Genomic DNA, 17331 nt, shown 5'->3' with positions numbered 1-17331 from the left:
AGCATGATCACATGCCCTCCGCGCTGAGTTCCGCGAAGACCCGATCCGCCTTGCGTACGTCGGCGCGCATCTCGCTGCAGATGCTGCTCGTCCTCCTCATGACGGCGGTCACGCTGTGGCTGCTCGGCCGGATGTGGTCGGTCCTCTGGCCGCTGGTGGTGGCGCTGCTGCTCACGACGCTGACCTGGCCACCGGCCCGCTTCCTGCGTCGGCACGGCTGGCCCCCGGCCCTGGCCGCGTCCCTGATCACCGTGCTGTTCCTGCTGATCGGTGCCGGCATCGTGGTGCTCATCGCAGTGCCGGTCGCATCGCAGTCCGGCGAGCTGGCCGAGGGCGTCGTCGACGGCATCCAGCAATTGCGGGAGTGGGCAGCCGGGCCACCGCTGCGGATCGGCGAGGATCAGGTGACCTCCGCACTGGACGCCGCGGTGGCGCGCATCCAGGGCAGTGTCGGCAGCATCGTCTCGGCCACCGTGACCGGGGTCGGCACCATCGTCAACGGCCTGGTCACCACCGTGCTCGCGCTGTTCCTGATGTTCTTCTTCCTGAAAGACGGCCCGCGCTTCCTGCCGTGGCTCACCCGGCAGCTTCCCGGCCGGCTCTCCACCGACGTGCCCACCGTGGCCTCCCGCGGCTGGGACACCCTCGGCGCGTTCGTCCGCTCGCAGGCGTTCGTCGGCCTGCTGGACGCCGTCTTCATCGGACTCGGACTGTGGATCGTGGGGGTGCCGCTGGTGCTGCCCCTGGCGGTGCTGACCTTCGTCTCGGCGTTCGTGCCGATCGTCGGCGCACTGTTCGCGGGCTTCGTCGCGGTGCTCATCGCGCTGGTCTCCAACGGCTGGACGGACGCGCTGATCGTGCTGGCGATCATCATCGTGGTCCAGCAGTTGGAGGGCAACGTCTTCCAGCCGATCGTGCAGAGCCGCGGCCTGGGTCTGCACGCGGCGGTGGTGCTGCTGGCGGTGACGCTCGGTGGCAGCCTGGCGGGCATCGTCGGCAGCCTGCTGGCCGTGCCGGTCGCCGCGCTGATCGCGGTGCTGTGGAACTATCTGCGCGAGCAGCTCAGCGACCCGGCCGCGCCCGAGGCTCCCGATCCGGCCGAACCCGGCCCGGCACCGGACGCCGCGTAGGTTCCGTCCCTCGGGACGCGATGCCTCTCAGGCGGGGGTGACCGGTTGCCCGATGACGACGCCATCGGCGGTGATCTCGAACTCGTGGGTCTGCGGGAGGTGACTGCTGGCCCGCGTCTTCAGCACTGTCAGGGCCCGTGCCGCCATGGACTGCTTGCGCAGGTACTGCAGCAGGATCACATTGTCGGACAGATGCGACACCCCGAATTCCGACAGAGCGGTCTGGCCGTACAACTCCGGCGTCTCGAAGGTGAGCAGCACGCTGATTCCCTCGCGGGAACAGTGGTTGAGCATGGAGTAGACGAACTCCCGGAACCGCTTCTGGTCGGGGCACGCTGCCGCGAGGTCGCCGAGGCTGTCGATGACCAGCCGGCGCGCTTGCAGAGACTCGATGGTGTCGAACAGCTCGTAGTACCACTGGTCGATGTAGATGTCGTTGGGCGACATGCAGCGCAGCATGGTCCCGGGTTCGTCGACGTCCCACCCGAATCCGCGGATCATCCGCTCGAGCTGCACCCGGTTCTCCTGCAACGAGGCGAACACCGCCGGCTCGCCCATGCGCGCCCCGACGAAGGCGAACTGCAGCCCGAGCACGGTCTTCCCGGATCCGGACGGGCCGATCACCAGGGTGCTCGATCCCGACCAGTACCCGTCGGCGAGTAAGGTGTCCAAGGCGGCGATGCCCGAGGTCGCCCGGCCTTCGCCGAGCTCGTACGGCGCGTGGTCGACAGAGCTGAGCCGGGGGAAGACCTGGAGGCCGTCGGCCGCCACGCGGTACGCGTGCGCGCCGGAGAGATAGTCGCTGCCGCGCAGCTTGAGCACCCGCAGCGCGCGGCTGCCGCGCTGCCCGTCGTCCTCGATGCTCAGCAGGACGGCGGCGTCGGCGACGGCGAACTCCGGGCAGATCGCCAGCTCGTCACGGTCGTACTCGCCGAGCCACAGTGCCATCGTGCCGGTCGCGGACAGCCGGCCGGCGAGCTGATGCACGAAACTCTCGATGTCGCGGGAGCTCAATGCCCGATAGCGCAGCGCCCGGAAGCTGTCGATGACCAGCACCGACCACGCTCGCCGCTCGACCAGGCCGACGATGCGGTCGAGGGCGTCGGTGAGCCCCGCGCCGTCGAGCTGGTTGCCGAGGTCGTCGAACAACACGTCGCGGCCGACGCGGTCGGGATCGAAGAAGGTCAGCGCCTCGGCGAAGAAGAGGATCTTGCTCAGCGGTTCCGCCACGGTGCTCAGGTAGAGCGCCGGGCGTTCCTCGGTCCCGTTCGCGAACGCGTACTGCTGTGCCAGGACGGTCTTGCCCGTACCCGGCAGACCCGCGATGACGGCGATGGACGGATCGACGAACCCCCCGCCGAGGACCGCGTCGAGCCGGGGCCGCCCGCTGGACAGCCGTCGACTAGGCATGAGGCGCCTTCGCCGCCGCGCCCGTCACGAGCGATGCGATCATCTGCCGGACCGCCGTCAACACCTCCAGGGGATGCACCGGCTTGCGCAGGAACCGGTCCGGGCGCAGCGTCGCGGGCGGCGGGAGGCTCGACAGCGTGAGAACCGGGATCCCGACCCGCGTGATCTCCTCGCACAGCGCCAGAGTCGACCCGTTCGAGGTCGTGAGGTCGACGATCGCCAGCAGGAACGGATCGGTCAGCGCGGCGCGACCGGCCTGTGCGGAGCCGGCCAGGGTGTTGGGATACCCCTCCGCCTCCAGGAACAAGGACAGCGACCGCCCGGCGAACCGGTCACCATCGACGATGAGGATGCGGGACGGCCCCGGGGTCTCCGCCGGCGAGACGCGCGGCCGGGAGCTCACCCGCATGCGCAGCCGGACCGTGGTGCCACGCTCGCCCTGGCGCCCGGCCCGCACGGTGACCTCGTCGGCCAGGCCCAGGACAAGCTTCAACCCGAGGCCGCGCTCGCTGGGGGATCTCACCCGGATCGCGAACACGCCGTCATCCGCCATGGTGATCCACACGCCGTCGTCGGTGGTCTCCCAGCGCAGGGTGACCGCATCGGCGCCGCTGTGTTCGACGGCATTGGCTGCCATCTCGTTGGCGACCAGCACGATGCGTTCCACTTCCGGGGCTGCGATGCCGGCCGCACGCGCGAGCCGGGTCACGCAGGCCCGGATGTCGCGTAACACCGCCAGCGTTGCGGGGAAGATGTACTCGACCGGTTCGGCCGATCCCGGGCCGGGCCATGAGGACATGACACACGCCTCCTTCGGACCTCGGTGCCCAGAGTAGACCCGGCGGCGGCGGTGGAAGAAGGGCTGGACGGGCGCGACGATTTCGCGCCGCCCCTCATGATTTGACGGATCCGCGAGGCCTAGCCGAGGTCGAGGACGTAGGAGTCGCCGTCGCGGCGGAAGCCCAGCCGGTCGTAGTAGGGCGAGACCATACCCGGAGGGGTGACGACGGTCCGGCATCCCCGCTGGGTGAACAGGTCGCTGCGGCGGTAGACGAACTCCCCGGGCGTGAAGTCCCGGTACCGCTGGGTGACGTAGTCCAGTTCCACCTGCGCCCGGTCGCCGGCGACGCGGAACAGGACCACGCCGACGATCTCGTCGCCGTTCAGCACGAGCAACGCGCACCGGTCGTCGCCGCCGTCCGCCCGGAAGCCGGGGTTGAAGCTGACGATGTCGTCGTGGTGCAGCGCCAGCACGTGCGCCAGGACCTCGTCGCCGGGACGGACCTCCGCCACCCGGTACGCCCGCTCGTCGTGCCGGCTCATCATCATCCGGGTCAGGTACCACACGTTGATGACGGAGAGCACGACGTTCAGCCCGACCATCGGCCAGACCCCGACGGCCGCGTTGAAGCCGATGAGCACCAGGCAGCCGACGAGGTTCAGCGCCCGCAGGCGCAGCAGCCTGCTCTGCAGCAGCGACCACACCAGCAGCGCCGAACCGGTCCAGCCGATCACGTCCAGCCACGTCACCCGATCAGCCTAGGTGAACGAAGCGTCCCTTTTCGGTGCTTCAGCGCGGGCCGGTCCGTCACCCGGGTTTCGGTGCTCCGGCGCGGGCCGGTCCGTCACCCGGGTTTCGGTGCTCCGGCGCGGGCCGGTCCGTCACCCGGGTTTCGGTGCTCCGGCGCCGGCCGGTCCGTCACCCGGGCGAGGTGGCGTGCCGGTGTGCGGATACGGCCACCGAGGCCGGCACCGTGAACCGGATGCACGTGCCGCGCCCGCCCGGGCCGGGCTCGGCGACGATCGTGCCGCCGTGCCGCTCCACGATCCGGCGGCAGATGCCCAGCCCCAGCCCGGTGCCGACGTAGCCCGCGGTCCGGTGGGCGCGGTGGAAGTTGTCGAACACCCTGCCGTGCTGCCCGGCGGGGATGCCGATCCCGTTGTCGACGACCCGCACCTCGACATAGTCGTTGCCGGCGTCGGCCGCGGAGATCCCGAGCTCCGGGGTGACGCCCGGCGCCACGTACTTGACCGCATTGCTGATCAGGTTGTCCAGCACCTGGCGGATGAGCACGGGGTCGGCGTGCACGCCGGGCAGGTCCTCGACGTGGAAGCGTGGCACCGGGCCGCCGGCGCTCTCCGCCTGGTCGGCGCGCGCGGTGGCGATCTCGGACACCAGCGCGGTCAGCGAGACGTCCGCCGGCGCCAGGGCGGCGTCGCGGGCGGTCGTGTACGCCAGCAGGTCGTTGATGAGGTTCCGCATGCGGGCGCCGGCGCGCCGTACCCGTTGCAGCCCGTCGACCGCGTCCTCGACGGCGTCGTGCGCGGGTGCGTCCTCGAGGGCGACCAGCGCCGCGTCGGACCATCCCTGGACGGTGGCGAGCGGGTTGAGCAGGTCGTGGGCCACGACCCCGGCGAAGGAGGCCAGCTCGTCGCGGTGCCGGCGCTCGGCGGTGACGTCGCTGAAGATGCTCAGCGCGCACGGGCGCCCGTCGATGAGATGCGGCAGCCGGGTGGCGGTCACGTGCAGGACCCGCCCGTCCGGGACCTGGGCGTTGCGCACGACGATGTCCATGCTGTGCGGTTCCCCGGTCAGCAGCGCCCGGCGGAAGGGCAGGTCGGCGGCGTCGACGGGGGTGCCGTCGGGATGGAACAGGCCGTAGAACTCGCTGTCGGCGATGCGGCCGGTCTTGCTCACCGCGCCGCCCAGGAGCTGGACGCCGGCCGGGTTGCGCAGGATCAGCTTGCCCTGCTCGTCGAGCACGGCGAGACCCTCGGCCATGCCGTCGACGATGGTGCCGAGCGTGGCCGCCTGGTCGGCCGCGGCCCGTTCGGAGGCGCGCAGATCGGCGAGCAGGCGGGAACGTTCGTCGCGGCCCAGGGCCAGGGAGAGGCCGACGATCGCGACCATGCCGACGAATGCCTGGGCGATCAGGGCACGCCCGGCGTTGTCGCCGACGTGCGCGAACGGCCCGTCGCCGTGCAGCGTGTACAGCACGGCCACGGAGCCGAAGACCAGATCGTGCAGGACCACGAATCCGGTACGCAGCCGCACCGCCGCCCAGACGGTCATCGCCAGCAGCGGAAAGGCCAGCGGAAGCCCGTGGTCGGCGCCGAACGCGATGAAGTAGGTGAACGCCGACACCACCACGACGGCGACATACTCGCAGGCGCGCGGCCAGGTGAGCGTGGCGAGCCGGCTCCGGACCCTCGTCCACACCCCCGTCGCGGGTCCGGCGCGCATCCGGTGCACCAGGTGGCCCAGGCGCAGGCCCACCGCGCCGATCAGCAGGATGCTGACGGTGTTGCGGGTCTGCCACACCGCGGTCGCGGGCCACGAGTGGACGCCGTGGACGACCCAGCCCGCGGTGGGGCCGATCAGCGCCCCGGCCGCGCTGGCCAGGAAGGCCGACCCGATGAGGCGCCAGAGCTCGGCGAGCCGCGCCAGCGGCTGGTCGCCGCCGCCGCCCCACAGATGGGGTAGCCAGCGGCGGAACAGGTAAACGAACACACCCGCCTGGACCAGGTTGGCGGCCACGTACATCAGGGCCAGCACCGGCGGCGCTCCGGTCGCCGTGTTCACCACGAGCGTCACGCCCGCCAGGGCCAGCGCGTCGCACGCCCGCCAGCGGGACCGCCACTGGACCAGGAACCACACCGCCGAGACTCCGGCGGCGGGCCACACCAGGCTGAGGTTGGTGCCGTCCATGATCGTCTGCCGGCCCAGCCAGGTGGTGGCGAGATACAGCGCCGCGAAGCCGGCCGTGCGCAGCAGCGACGTCGCCGGGGTCACCGCGGCGTCCCGGGCTGGGCGAGCAGGTCGGCGACGGCGTCGCAGAGCGCGGCGGCGGTGAACGGCTTGGCGACGTACCGGGCGTCGTAGTCCTCGGTCCTGGTCTGCACGTCGGCGCCCCACAGCACGGTCAGGAACAGCGCCGGGAGCCGCGGGTGCGCCGTCCGCAGCCGTTCGAGCAGCTCGTAGCCGTCCACGCCGGGCATGTCGACGTCCAGCACGGCGGCGTCGGGCGGGCCGTGCAACGCCACCTCGGCGAGGGCGGTCGCCGCCTCGTGGGCGCAGAGCACCTCGTGCCCGGCGCGGACGAGATGCCGGGCGATGAGGGCGCAGATGTCCGGCTCGTTGTCGACCACCAGCAGGCGCGCCATCCGCCGGACCCCCTTCCCCGTGTCCTATCGGCAGCACGCCGGGCGGCGCTGAGCCGGGAACCGGGCCCGTAATCTGCAATTGCACGCCATCCGTGCCGAATAATGGACAGAAGTATTGACGAACATTCGAGGAGTATGCGGATTCCACCCCGATCGGAAATCGGTTAGCGTGATGGTCGGACCCCGCGGCAATGACGGCGCCACGACTCGGCTTGGGAGTCCATTTGACGCTTTACCTCAGACCGCGAATCGAGACCGTAATCGCCGACGAGCTCGTCGCCGAGCTGGTCCGGCACTGAGATGGCCTTCCCCGAGCAGCTCCGGCGGTGGCAGCGGGAGCTGCGCGCCCAGTTCCCGCTGATCGTCGCGAACCCCGACGTGGCCTATCTGGACAGCGCCGCCACCGCGCAGAAGCCGCAGGCGGTCCTCGACGCCGTCATGAGCTACCTGACCACCGGCAACGCCGATGCGGCCCGCGGCACGTACCCGTGGGTGAACCGCACGACCGCGCGCATCGAGCAGGCTCGCGACCGGCTGCGCCGCTTCCTCGACGACCCTCTGCCGCAGGGCTCCGGGGTGCACTTCGTCGGCGGCGCCGCCGACGGGCTGCGCGCCGTCGCCCGGGACTGGCTGGCCCCGCAGTTGCACGACGGCGACGAGATCATCGTCCCGTTCGCCGACCATGCGGCCAACGCCGAACCGTGGCTGGAGGCCGCGGAGCTACTGCGCCGCCAGGGTGCCCGCATCCGGGTCACGCCGATGCCGTACGACGAGGCCCGCGACTACGACGCCGACCGGCTCGCCGCATTGGTCAGCAACCGGACGCGGTTCATCGCGGCCACCCACGTGCACCACGTCTATGGCAACGACATGGACGTCCCCCGGCTGCGCGCGGCGGCCGGGCCGGAGATCCCGATCTGCCTCGACGCCGCCCAGGGGGTCGGCCGCCTGCCGCTGTCCACCGCCGAGCTGGACGTGGACTTCGTCGTGTTCTCCGGGCACAAGGCGATGGCGCTGCCCGGCATCGGGGCGATCTGGGCCCGCAACACCCGCGGTCCGGCGTACGTGCCGGCCGGCTGGAGCGGCTCGCCGAACACCACCGGCGTCATCAGCCTGGCGGCGGCGCTGGACTGGCTGGACGCCGCCGGGCTGGGGCGCATCGCCCGCTGGACCACGGCGCTCGGTGCACGGCTCACCGAAGGCCTGCGGACGCTGCCCAGCTACGAGGTCCTCGGCTGCCGGCAGAGCCTGACCGCGGACTCAGGCGTGCCGCAGCGCCAGGGCATCATCGCGTTCCGCCACCGCGCCATCGGCTCCCACGACCTGGGGTTCATCCTGGCCAGCGAGGGAATCCTGGTCCGCGCGGACGGTCACGGCCAGGGCGACGAGGGCGAGAAGACCGCGTCCGTACGGGTGAGCCTGCACGTCTACAACACCCCCGAGGAGGTGGACCGGCTGCTGACGGTCCTCGCCGGCCTGGATCGTTCGTGGTGACCCGAACGAGGCCTGGCACCCGGGGGCGTGCTCGTCGTCGCCGGCCTCATGCCCGACGGCGGCGTCCCGTCCTTCATGCACGCGCGGCTCCGGATCAAGTGCCGCAGAACGTGCGGTAGGTGCCGAAGTCGGGCGGTGCGGGTGCCGCGTAGCGCGCCAGCTCCGGCCGTTCGTCGTACGGGTGGGTCACGGCGTCCAGCAGGCGGGTGAGCGGATCCAGGTCACCCTCGTCCGCGGCGGCGAGAGCCTCCTCCACGAGATGGTTGCGGGGGATGTATACCGGATTGACCCGGTCCATCGCGGCGGTGTCCGGCTCCAGGGCACGCCAGCGGGCCGCCCAGTCGTCCAGGGCCTCGTCGCCGTGGATGACGGTCCGGGGGAGCGTACGGAAGAACGAGGTGTAGTCCGCGCCCTTCTCCCGCAGCAGCGGCAGCAGCTCGTCGACCAGGGGAGCGGCGGCCTCCGCGGACAGGCCGAGCTTGGCGCCCATGCCGGCCGACCACTCGGCGTGGTAGCGGCGGCGGAATCCGCCCAGCGCCTCCACCGCGACCGCGACCGCCTCGCCCTCGTCGTCGTGCAGGATCGGCAGCATGGCCTCGGCGAGGCGGGCGAGGTTCCATTCGGCCACGGCCGGCTGATTGCCGTAGGCGTACCGGCCGCCGTGGTCGATCGAGCTGTAGACGGCGCGCGGGTCGAAGGCGTCCAGGAACGCGCACGGACCGTAGTCGATGGTCTCGCCGGAGATCGTCATGTTGTCGGTGTTCATGACCCCGTGCACGAAACCGACGAGCATCCACCGGGCCACCAGCGCCGCCTGCGCGGCGACCACCGCCTCGAACAGGCCGGGGTACGAGCCGGCGTCCGGGTGGTGCCGCGCGATGGCGTGATCGGCGAGACGGCGCAGCAGGTCCGCGTCGCCGGTCGTCCCGGCGTACTGGAAACTGCCGACCCGCAGGTGGCTCGCGGCGATCCGGGCGAGCACGGCTCCCGGCCGCGGGGTCTCGCGGCGTACCGTCCGGCCGGTCTCGACCACGGCGAGGGAGCGGGTCGTGGGGATGCCGAGGGCGTGCATGGCCTCGCTGACGACGTACTCGCGCAGCATCGGGCCCACGACGGCCTGGCCGTCGCCGCCGCGCGCGAACGGCGTCCGCCCGGAGCCCTTGAGGTGCAGATCGCGCAGGGCGCCGTCGGGACGGGTGAGCTCGCCGAGCAGCAGGGCCCGGCCGTCGCCGAGCCGCGGGACGAACCCGCCGAACTGGTGCCCGGCGTAGCCCTGTGCCACCGGGGTGGCGCCCTCGGGGACGGCGGTGCCCGCCAGCAGGCCCAGGCCGTCGCCGCGCAGCCACGCGGGATCGAGGCCCAGCTCGGCGGCCAGCGGCTCGTTGAGCACCAGCAGCCGCAGGCCGGGAGCCTCCTCGGCCTGCCAGGCGACGGCCAGCTCCGGCAGTTCCCGGGCGAAGCGGTTGCCGAGGGTCACGGTCGGTGTCGATGCGATGCCCACCCCTCGAGCGTACGGGTCGCTACGGCTGGAGGTGTTCGCGCAGCCGGGGAGCTGCTGGGTCTGGTCGGGCGTGCGGGTGAACTCGACGGAGTCCCGTCACCCGGCCGCGCCTCCCTCCTCGGCGGCGTCCACCTGCTGGCCGGGGGCCTCCGGTGATCCTCAGAGCAGGTCGGCGAGAAGCTTCTCCGGATGGAGGGCGTCATAGGTGCAGTCCGCGCTCGTCCCGAAGGTGATCGTGGCCCGACCCGGGTCGTCGACCAGCGCCGCGCCGCGGGCCCGTGCGTGACGCAGGGCCAGGGCCGCGACGCTCGTCTTGGTGTGGTGCCGGCCGACCACCGCGGACACCAGGGTGGCGACGTCGTGGCCTTCCTGCTCGACCCGTGGCCGCGGCTGCCCGTTCAGGTAGACGTCCACATACAGGATCTCGTGGGTCTCCAGGTCGAGCAACATCGGCACGGCGCAGCGCTTGAGGCCGGTCAGGGCGAACGCGTTGACCACCGTGGCCGGGTCGAACACGCGATCCTTGCTGCTCGCGTCGTCGCGCAGCATCCACCCCGTGTACGCCTCGGGCAGCGCCTCGAACGTCGGCCCGCAGTAGCGGAACACCACCGGCACCAGGTAGCGCCAGCCCCGCTCGCGCCCGGCCCGGGCCGCCTTCGCCAGGTCGATGTCGAGGAACTCCTCGGCGCCCTCCTCCGCGGACGTGAGGTCCCCGGAGTGGGTCATCATCCCGTCGGCGAGATTGGTCCAGGACACCTGGCCGGCGATGCCGAACGACGCGTCCAGCGCGATGCAGGACAGGTCGAGGTCGCTGGTCACCTCGGCCTCCCGCCAGTGGACGAACAGCCGTACCACCTCGGCCTGCCCGATCGGCAACCGGCTGCCCCGCTCCACCTGCACCAGCCCCTGTGCCGTGGCGCGGAGCTGATCCGGCAGCAGCAGCCGGTCCAGGCCCGGCTCGACGTGCACGGTCTCGCCGTACCAGCCGCCCTTGGCCGCGATCCGCAGGTCCACCGCCGCGTCGAGCGCACCGAGCAGTTCCTTGCGGAATTCCTCCGGCACGGCGAGGTGGCCGGGCCGCCGCAGGATCGGCAGCGCCGAGCCGTCCTTGCCGAAGACCACGCGGGGGTACGTGCGACCGTTGTCGGCGAGCTGCGCGCCGGCGGCGAACAGCACCCGCAGCGGGATCCGCTCCGCCGCGCCGGTGAGCGCCTCGACCAGCACGGCCCGCTGCTGCTGCCCCGTGGCCACGGCGGCGAGCCGGCGCAGGCCCCGTCCCAGCAACCCGGGCGCCTCGGCGGCGGCCAGGCGTACCGCCGCGGCATAGTCCGCGGCGAGCAGCCGCTCGAACCGTGACGGGAACGAGCCCCGGTCGTGGCGGCTGTCCCGCAGGCGCGCGAAGGTCTCCCGTACCCGGGGCGCACGGAACTCGCCGACGTGCAGGCCGCGGTCGATCGCCAGCCACAGCCCCCGACGGCGGAAGACGTCGCCCAGCCGGTCGCTCGCCTCCAAGGTGTTCACCACGACCCGGCGGTCGGCGCGGGACAGGCGCGGATAACCGACCGGCGCGGTCAGGCTGGGGTCGCCGCCGGTGAGCTTGGCGAACAGGCGCAACAGGTCGTCCGGCGTGGCCCCGGTCGACGGCAGAAGCTTGCGGTCGAGCGCCCAGAGCAGCTCGAACAACAGGACGCGGTTCTCCCGGAAGCGGACGTCGCCCATCTCGAGATCGCCCACCCCGAGCAGCTTGACCAGCACGCCGAGGTCGCTCTGCACATCCTCGCGCAACGACGCGGCGCTCGCGAAGCAGTCCCGCATCCATTCGCGCAGCCGCGCCTCCAGCTCGGCGGCGCCGACCAGCCGCACGGTGATCCACTCGACCCGGCCGTCCTTGGGCAGCAGCGCCTGCGCGCGCCGGTCGGCCTCCGCCCGCGCCGTGTCCTGCGGGATCGAGGACGCCGGCCACCAGCCCATCCGGCTGAAGTCCAGCGCCTCGCGCCAGGCGTCCGGCGTGTCGTCGCTGCCGATCATCCGTACGCGCGCGACGAGGAACCGGAACACCGCGTCGTCGAACTCGGGCAGGCGGTCCGGGAATCCGCGGAACAACGGTGCGTAGTCGCCGGCTTCGCCGCGCTCGGCCCGTACGTGTGCGATCAACTCGCGGTGCGGTCCGGCCAGGCCGTCAGTGATCGCCTCCGGATTGACGAACCGCACGCCCACGTGCGCAAACTCGGCGAGCAGCGGCGCGGACACGGCCGGGGTGGCGGTGCCTGCCGGCGTCACGACCAGCCCCAGGCGGTCGAATCCGATCCGCTCCAGCGCGTCCATCCGCAACCCCCGCTCACAATAGGAAATCGGCGCCGCAAGGCGGCGCCGATGTGAGGAAAGTGCCCGGGCGAGTTCATCTGAGAGTTGTCGAAGTATGCCCGGGCTAGGCCTCTGCGCAGGAGCGTACGGGAACTCCCCGATCCGCGGCACCTCGAATACCGGTGCCTGTCAGCAGTCCGTCGGTGTGCCACGCCAGCGCTCCTCAGTTGCCCGGCAGGTGTTCTTCCCCGCCGAAGATCCAATCGGGATACTTCTCCGTCAGGTAGGAGCGGTGGCCGTCCCAGGCGGCCGCCCCGAGAAGCTTCATCGGCGACAAGCGCAGATCCTCGGTTCGTGACCGCTGCGTGTAGCCCCAGGCGAATCCGGCCAGGGGCACGACAAGCCGCCGGTCGTCATCCCACGGTCCGATCGTCAGGAAGCTGTGCGCCTCCCACTGCACCGGGCCCTCCCGCCTGCGAGACGGAGCGTCGAACAGCACCGGCTGTATCCCGTACCACGCGAAGGGCGCGGTGGAGTCTTCGAACAGGTCGAAGGGGTCGACGACGAAAGGCCCTGAGGCGTCCGGCTCGCGAACCAGTTGCACCCACCCCAGCAACGCCCGGTATCCACGAGCGCTGAACTCGACGGTCGCAGTACACATCGGCATGCCGCGGTCCTGCTCGCTCTTGCCGACCGTCAATGGATCGAGATTGGCAACGACGTCGGCCAGCACACGCCCATGCTCGCCACCGAAGGCGAAAGAAATCTCCACCGAACCAGTCTCGCACCGCCCCGCGTGCAGACGCGCTCTGCAGAATCGCGGGCGCCGAACGCTGTGCGTGGGTGATTCGCCGATATCGGGCGGGGTTTGCTGGGACGCTATGACGCCAAGATCGGCGGGTTTTCCCCCGAGACCGTGATTGTGCGCCGCACCTCGGGCGTGACAGGGTCGATGAACGTCCCGTTCAGGAAGCTGGCCGCCATGAGTCTTGCCGCCAATGCTGTCACCATGATCCTCCCGGTCGCCCGGCCCGATGCCGCCCGGACCTTCTACAGCGACGTCCTCGGACTGCCCTACCGCGGCACGGCAGCAGACGGAAAGCTGCTGTTCGACGTGGGCTCCGGTGCGACGCTGGCCCTGATGGAGAAGCCGGCCGGCGCCCGGGCCGAGCACACGACGATCAGCTTCGAGGTCTCCGACATCGATGCCTCGATCAAGGACTTGAAGAGTCGCGGCGCGGTGTTCGCCGACTACGATTTGCCGGGGTTCAAGACCGTGGACCACGTCTGTGTACTGGGTGCGGAGAAGGCGGCCTGGTTCGAAGACCCCGACGGCAACATCCTCTGCCTGCACGAGGTAATCACCGGCTGACGCCCATGGTCGGAGCGTGCGAGACATCGTTGGGAGGTCACCGCGCGATAGGTTCACTGCGATGACGGCCGATTCTGGCCGCACAGTTCGTACGGGTCGTGGGTTGAGCCGGCGGTCGCGAGTGCGCGGAACTGCCGATGTCCGTACGTTGGGATCGGACGACTTGGCTCGCATCCAGGCCGGCAGTTTCGTCGTGACGCTGACGTACACGTACGCGCCGCAGACGGTCACCCTGCCGGCGGCGGGTACCGTGATCGGCGAGGCGCCGTTGGCGGTAGGCGTGTGGTACGTGGATATGCCGGCCTACGTCAGGCAGGTCAGCCACGGCGGCGCCGCGGCAGCGCGTCGTGCGGCACGTGGAGCGACGGTGAAGGTCACGTCGTTGCGCAAGGCCGTGCGTCGTGAGGTGTCGGCATTCCACACCAAGGCACGGCTGAAGATGATCAAGGTGACTGACGTGCGCCGCGGAGTTCGGGTCTTCGCGACGAACCCGTGGACGCGCAAGACCGTCTCCTGCACGGTCACAGCCTCCGGTAAGAAGGTCGTCGTCCGAAGCTGAGGCCGGCAAGGTCGGCCTGTGGTCGCTGAGCTGGTGTCCTGTCAGGGGACCGGATGCACCCGTCCGGCTCTGCCCCTTCGCGGCGCGCAGGCCGTACCGTGCCACCCGTGATCCAGACAGCTACCGACCCGGCGGGCCCAGCGGCTGCGCCGCGGCCGACGACGGTGACCGCCGCGTTCGCGTTTCAGGTGGCCTTCGTCGGCACGTTGCTGTTGATGATCGCGACGGCCGTGGCGGAGGCGATCCGGCACGACGCCTTGATCGGACGAGCGGCGCGGGCGGTCGGCGCGAGTCCGGCCGACGTCTCGTTCGAGCGCTCGATGAACCTGTCCACCACGCTGGCGGTCGCCGTGCCGCTCGTGGTGTTGGCGGTGTGGTTGGGCCTCGCCGCGGTGTGGGTGCGCCGGGGCAGCAACATCGCCCGGATCCTCAGTCTGGTGGGGCTCGGCATACCGCCGGTTCTGGGACTGCTGGGCTGTCTGTTCGGCGGCCTGTTCGGCGGCGTGCTGATGCTGGGGTTGCTGGCCGGCCCGCCCGATGACCTCTTCGTCGAGGACGGCGTCTCCGTGGAGGACGGCGCCTTCGTGGAGGAGAACTTCACGGGCGAGGGCGAGATGGCCCTGTACGAAGAGTTGGCACGGCTCGACACCGGCGGCTGGTCGATAGCCGTCGACGTGACCGGCATGACCGCGGTCGCGTTCGGCCTTCTGCTGGGTGTCGCGACCATGATCCTGCTGCTCACCGGCTCGTCCGACCGGCACTTCCGGCCATGGCGGCGAGTGCCCTCTCTCGTCCCGCCGGTGGGATCCTGGCCGGTGCCCGGCCAGCCGATGCCGCCCCCGCATGCACCGCACCCCTGGTACCGCGGCCCGGCCCTGCCGTACCCGCCGGGTCCCCCTCCGGCCGCGCCGCCCGCGCCCGGCTGTCCACCGGCACCGCCTGGCTGACCGTGATGAACGGTTCTCAGATCGATGAGCCGCGTCGTGGTCGTAGGTGACACGCGTGCCCCGGTAGTGGCTCAGGACATCGCCGACCGCGACGGCGTGGCGCTGCCGCCCTGCGGCTCGGTGATGCGCATGAGCTCGGCGATGGCTACCCGGTCCGCCTTCGACGGCAGGCCCCAGCCGGGCCGGTAGCCGTACACCTGGTCCAGGGCGGTTGCCGCGGTGCGGCCGTCGAGAATTTCCACCGAGCCGGTGTCGATCAGGCCGGGATGTTCGACGCCGCACGCCTCGGCGACCTTGAGCAGGTCGCGGCGCAGCGTCTTGACGTAGTTGGCGGCGCGTACGGACTTGAGCGTGGGGTCCAGCCCCCGGGTGAGCCAGGGGTTCTGGGTGGCGACGCCGGTCGGGCACGTGTCGGTGTGGCACTTCTGCGCCTGGATGCAGCCGATCGCCAGCATCGCCTCACGGGCCACGTTGACCATGTCGCAGCCCAGCGCGAACGCGACCACGGCGTTGTCCGGCAACCCGAGTTTGCCGGCGCCGACGAAGACGACCTGCTCGTGCAGGCCGCGCTCGGCGAACATCGCGTACACCCGGGCGAAGCCGACCTGGAACGGCAGCGAGACCGTGTCGGTGAAGATCAGCGGCGCCGCGCCGGTGCCGCCCTCGCCGCCGTCGATCGTCACGAAGTCGACGCCGCGCCCGGTCGTGGCCATCAGCGAGGTCAGCTCGTCCCAGAAGTCGAGGTCGCCGACCGCGGACTTGATGCCGACCGGCAGGCCGGTCTCCGCGGCGAGCATCTCCACCCAGTCGAGCAGGCTGTCGGTGTCGGAGAACTCGGCGTGCCGAGACGGGCTCACGCAGTCGACGCCCTGCGGGATACCGCGGGTGGTGGCGATCTCCGCGGACACCTTCGCGCCCGGAAGCAGGCCCCCGAGGCTGGGCTTGGCGCCCTGGCTGAGTTTGATCTCCAGCGCCCGCACCGGGGCGCCGGCCACCAGGTCCTTGAGCCGCTGCAGGTCGAACCGGCCGCGCTCGTCACGGCAGCCGAAGTACGCGGTGCCGATCTGGAAGACCAGGTCGCCGCCCTGCCGGTGGTACGGCGACAGCCCGCCCTCCCCGGTGTTCTGCAGGCAGCCGGTCAGCGCCGCGCCACGGTTCAGCGCCTCGATCGCGTTGCCGGACAGGGAGCCGTAGCTCATGCCGGAGATGTTGACGACCGACTCCGGCCGGAACGCCCGCGCCCGGCCGCGCGCCGACCCAAGAACCTTCGCGCACGGTACGGAGGCCTCATACCCGGCAGCCGGCGTGGACCGGGGCACCGCCCGCCCGAACGTACGGTGCTTGATGATCGGATAGCCGGCCGTGTACTCGATGTCGTTGTCGGTGCCGAAGCCGAAGTAGTTGTTCTCCTTCTTCGCCGACGCGTACACCCAGCGCCGCTGGTCCCGGGTGAACGGCCGCTCCTCGTTGTTGCCGGCCACCACGTACTGCCGCAACTCGGGGCCGATCGCCTCGATGAGGTACCGGCCGTGGCCGATGACCGGGAAGTTCCGCAGCAGCGCGTGGTCACGCTGTAGGAGATCACGGACGGCGACCGCCACCAACGCCGACACTGCGGCTGCCGCGGCCGCGCCGATACCCCGCTTCATGCCAGATCATGTTGCCGCCGGGCCGGGCTGCTAAACAGCCGCAGGACTGGACTCTCACGCCGGAAATACGTCAGATGTCGGTCCTGGGTCGCGGGCATGCTCAGCGCGCCGAGCAGAAGGCGCTCAGGGCTGCCTCGTCAGCCGGGTCCATCCATTCGTACGTGCCACGCAACTGGTCGGCCCGCTGGTCGACGGTCGTGACCGTTGCCGCCATGTCGCCCCACGGCATGCTGATGTGCAGCAAGGTGCGCACGATGCCGGGCGGCAGGTGGACGCTGTCGGCGGGCGCGGCGCGCAGCAGCAGGCCGCTGGTCGACACGTCCTCGACCTGACCGGACACCGCCACCAGCCGGCGGCCCGGCTCGGAGTCGAGCTGGGCGGTGCCCGTCGCGGCGTACGTGCCGGGGCGCCGGGCGGCACCGCGCCGCTGGACCACGTCGGTGGGTGGGTCGCCGGTGAGGGCCAGGATGCCGTCGCGCAGTTCCGCCTCGACCCAGGTGACACCGGCGCTGCTGACCAGCTCGAGGATGCCGAAGCGGCGGGTGCCCGGGCCGTCCGGGCCGAGTACCGAGATCGGCGGCAGCTCGGCCACGAACGCCGCACTGACCTCGGCCAGCACGATCAGCGCGAGCGGCTGCTCACCCGGGCACCGCAGCAGGAGCGTGCTGCCCGCCGGGACCGTGACCATCGGATCTCCCCGCTCGTAGGGTCGGCTTCCCCGAACGGTCTCACGCCGGCTTCCGCCCGGTGGCCGATCGCTGCGGACCGTCACGCTTCCGGCGTACACGTCAGCGACCGTGA

15 protein-coding genes are annotated in these 17331 nt (G+C 71.3%); 5 read left to right on the top strand and 10 right to left on the bottom strand.

Going from position 1 to position 17331, the window contains the following annotated elements:
* The first annotated feature begins 11 nt into the window (after nucleotides 1–11).
* Nucleotides 12–1130, top strand: a complete 1119-nt coding sequence (locus EDD30_RS03290; RefSeq protein ID WP_071805012.1) for an AI-2E family transporter — start codon at nucleotides 12–14, stop codon at nucleotides 1128–1130.
* A gap of 27 nt (nucleotides 1131–1157) precedes the next feature.
* Here the strand turns inward: EDD30_RS03290 and EDD30_RS03285 are convergent, their stop codons facing one another.
* The 5 genes from EDD30_RS03285 to EDD30_RS03265 form a co-directional block, all read right to left on the bottom strand.
* Nucleotides 1158–2540 (bottom strand): ATPase domain-containing protein, encoded by a 1383-nt coding sequence (locus tag EDD30_RS03285; protein ID WP_071805011.1) that lies wholly within the window; start codon nucleotides 2538–2540, stop codon nucleotides 1158–1160.
* Complete coding sequence (locus EDD30_RS03280; RefSeq protein ID WP_071805010.1) at nucleotides 2533–3339, bottom strand: ATP-binding protein; 807 nt, start codon at nucleotides 3337–3339, stop codon at nucleotides 2533–2535. Before EDD30_RS03280 ends, EDD30_RS03285 begins: the two co-directional genes overlap by 8 nt.
* Nucleotides 3340–3458: 119 nt before the next feature.
* Nucleotides 3459–4070 carry a hypothetical protein gene (locus tag EDD30_RS03275; RefSeq protein WP_071805009.1) on the bottom strand — a complete coding sequence of 204 codons (612 nt, stop codon included), beginning with the start codon at nucleotides 4068–4070 and terminating at the stop codon, nucleotides 3459–3461.
* A 169-nt stretch (nucleotides 4071–4239) separates the two neighbouring features.
* Complete coding sequence (locus EDD30_RS03270) at nucleotides 4240–6333, bottom strand: ATP-binding protein (RefSeq protein ID WP_071805008.1); 2094 nt, start codon at nucleotides 6331–6333, stop codon at nucleotides 4240–4242.
* Nucleotides 6330–6704, bottom strand: coding sequence for a response regulator transcription factor (locus EDD30_RS03265; protein ID WP_071805007.1), 375 nt, complete (start codon nucleotides 6702–6704; stop codon nucleotides 6330–6332). Before EDD30_RS03265 ends, EDD30_RS03270 begins: the two co-directional genes overlap by 4 nt.
* Nucleotides 6705–7004: 300 nt before the next feature.
* On the opposite strand from EDD30_RS03265, the gene EDD30_RS03260 reads away from it, so the two are divergent.
* Nucleotides 7005–8198 (top strand): aminotransferase class V-fold PLP-dependent enzyme, encoded by a 1194-nt coding sequence (locus tag EDD30_RS03260; RefSeq protein WP_123678042.1) that lies wholly within the window; start codon nucleotides 7005–7007, stop codon nucleotides 8196–8198.
* Between the two features lie 94 nt (nucleotides 8199–8292).
* Here EDD30_RS03260 and EDD30_RS03255 read toward each other — a convergent pair whose 3' ends face one another.
* The 3 genes from EDD30_RS03255 to EDD30_RS03245 all read right to left on the bottom strand — a co-directional run bounded on the left by EDD30_RS03255 (nucleotide 8293) and on the right by EDD30_RS03245 (nucleotide 12736).
* Nucleotides 8293–9699, bottom strand: coding sequence for a protein adenylyltransferase SelO (locus tag EDD30_RS03255; RefSeq protein WP_071807313.1), 1407 nt, complete (start codon nucleotides 9697–9699; stop codon nucleotides 8293–8295).
* A gap of 159 nt (nucleotides 9700–9858) precedes the next feature.
* A complete protein-coding gene (locus EDD30_RS03250) occupies nucleotides 9859–12024 on the bottom strand; it encodes a TerD family protein (protein ID WP_071807312.1) in 2166 nt (721 codons plus the stop codon).
* A 202-nt stretch (nucleotides 12025–12226) separates the two neighbouring features.
* The gene (locus tag EDD30_RS03245) at nucleotides 12227–12736 is read right to left on the bottom strand and encodes a hypothetical protein (RefSeq protein WP_071807311.1); all 510 of its coding nucleotides are present in this window, start codon (nucleotides 12734–12736) and stop codon (nucleotides 12227–12229) included.
* 135 nt (nucleotides 12737–12871) lie between these two features.
* Between EDD30_RS03245 and EDD30_RS03240 the strand changes: the two genes are divergently transcribed.
* The 3 genes from EDD30_RS03240 to EDD30_RS03230 all read left to right on the top strand — a co-directional run bounded on the left by EDD30_RS03240 (nucleotide 12872) and on the right by EDD30_RS03230 (nucleotide 14881).
* A complete protein-coding gene (locus EDD30_RS03240; RefSeq protein WP_211277881.1) occupies nucleotides 12872–13375 on the top strand; it encodes a VOC family protein in 504 nt (167 codons plus the stop codon).
* A gap of 163 nt (nucleotides 13376–13538) precedes the next feature.
* On the top strand, nucleotides 13539–13934 hold the full coding sequence (locus EDD30_RS03235) for a hypothetical protein (protein WP_143162822.1): 396 nt from the start codon (nucleotides 13539–13541) through the stop codon (nucleotides 13932–13934).
* 107 nt (nucleotides 13935–14041) lie between these two features.
* Complete coding sequence (locus EDD30_RS03230) at nucleotides 14042–14881, top strand: hypothetical protein (protein ID WP_148088111.1); 840 nt, start codon at nucleotides 14042–14044, stop codon at nucleotides 14879–14881.
* 71 nt (nucleotides 14882–14952) lie between these two features.
* On the opposite strand, the gene EDD30_RS03225 is transcribed toward EDD30_RS03230, so the two are convergent.
* Nucleotides 14953–16530: an FMN-binding glutamate synthase family protein gene (locus tag EDD30_RS03225; protein ID WP_071806550.1), complete on the bottom strand. Its 1578-nt coding sequence runs from the start codon at nucleotides 16528–16530 to the stop codon at nucleotides 14953–14955.
* Between the two features lie 100 nt (nucleotides 16531–16630).
* Nucleotides 16631–17218: a hypothetical protein gene (locus tag EDD30_RS03220; RefSeq protein WP_071806551.1), complete on the bottom strand. Its 588-nt coding sequence runs from the start codon at nucleotides 17216–17218 to the stop codon at nucleotides 16631–16633.
* Nucleotides 17219–17331: the final 113 nt, after the last annotated feature.

The organism is Couchioplanes caeruleus (assembly GCF_003751945.1).
Classification (GTDB): Bacteria; Actinomycetota; Actinomycetes; order Mycobacteriales; family Micromonosporaceae; genus Actinoplanes; species Actinoplanes caeruleus.
The sequence above is the reverse complement of the archived record's forward strand: the minus strand, read 5'-3'. Positions and strand labels throughout refer to the sequence as shown.

Bases quoted from the DNA above. Each gene is read 5' to 3' on its own strand.
- EDD30_RS03290 (WP_071805012.1), top strand. From the start codon at position 12: ATGCCCTCCGCGCTGAGTTCCGCGAAGACCCGATCCGCCTTGCGTACG.
- EDD30_RS03285 (WP_071805011.1), bottom strand. From the start codon at position 2,540: ATGCCTAGTCGACGGCTGTCCAGCGGGCGGCCCCGGCTCGACGCGGTC.
- EDD30_RS03280 (WP_071805010.1), bottom strand. From the start codon at position 3,339: ATGTCCTCATGGCCCGGCCCGGGATCGGCCGAACCGGTCGAGTACATC.
- EDD30_RS03265 (WP_071805007.1), bottom strand. From the start codon at position 6,704: ATGGCGCGCCTGCTGGTGGTCGACAACGAGCCGGACATCTGCGCCCTC.
- EDD30_RS03260 (WP_123678042.1), top strand. From the start codon at position 7,005: ATGGCCTTCCCCGAGCAGCTCCGGCGGTGGCAGCGGGAGCTGCGCGCC.
- EDD30_RS03250 (WP_071807312.1), bottom strand. From the start codon at position 12,024: ATGGACGCGCTGGAGCGGATCGGATTCGACCGCCTGGGGCTGGTCGTG.
- EDD30_RS03225 (WP_071806550.1), bottom strand. From the start codon at position 16,530: ATGAAGCGGGGTATCGGCGCGGCCGCGGCAGCCGCAGTGTCGGCGTTG.
- EDD30_RS03220 (WP_071806551.1), bottom strand. From the start codon at position 17,218: ATGGTCACGGTCCCGGCGGGCAGCACGCTCCTGCTGCGGTGCCCGGGT.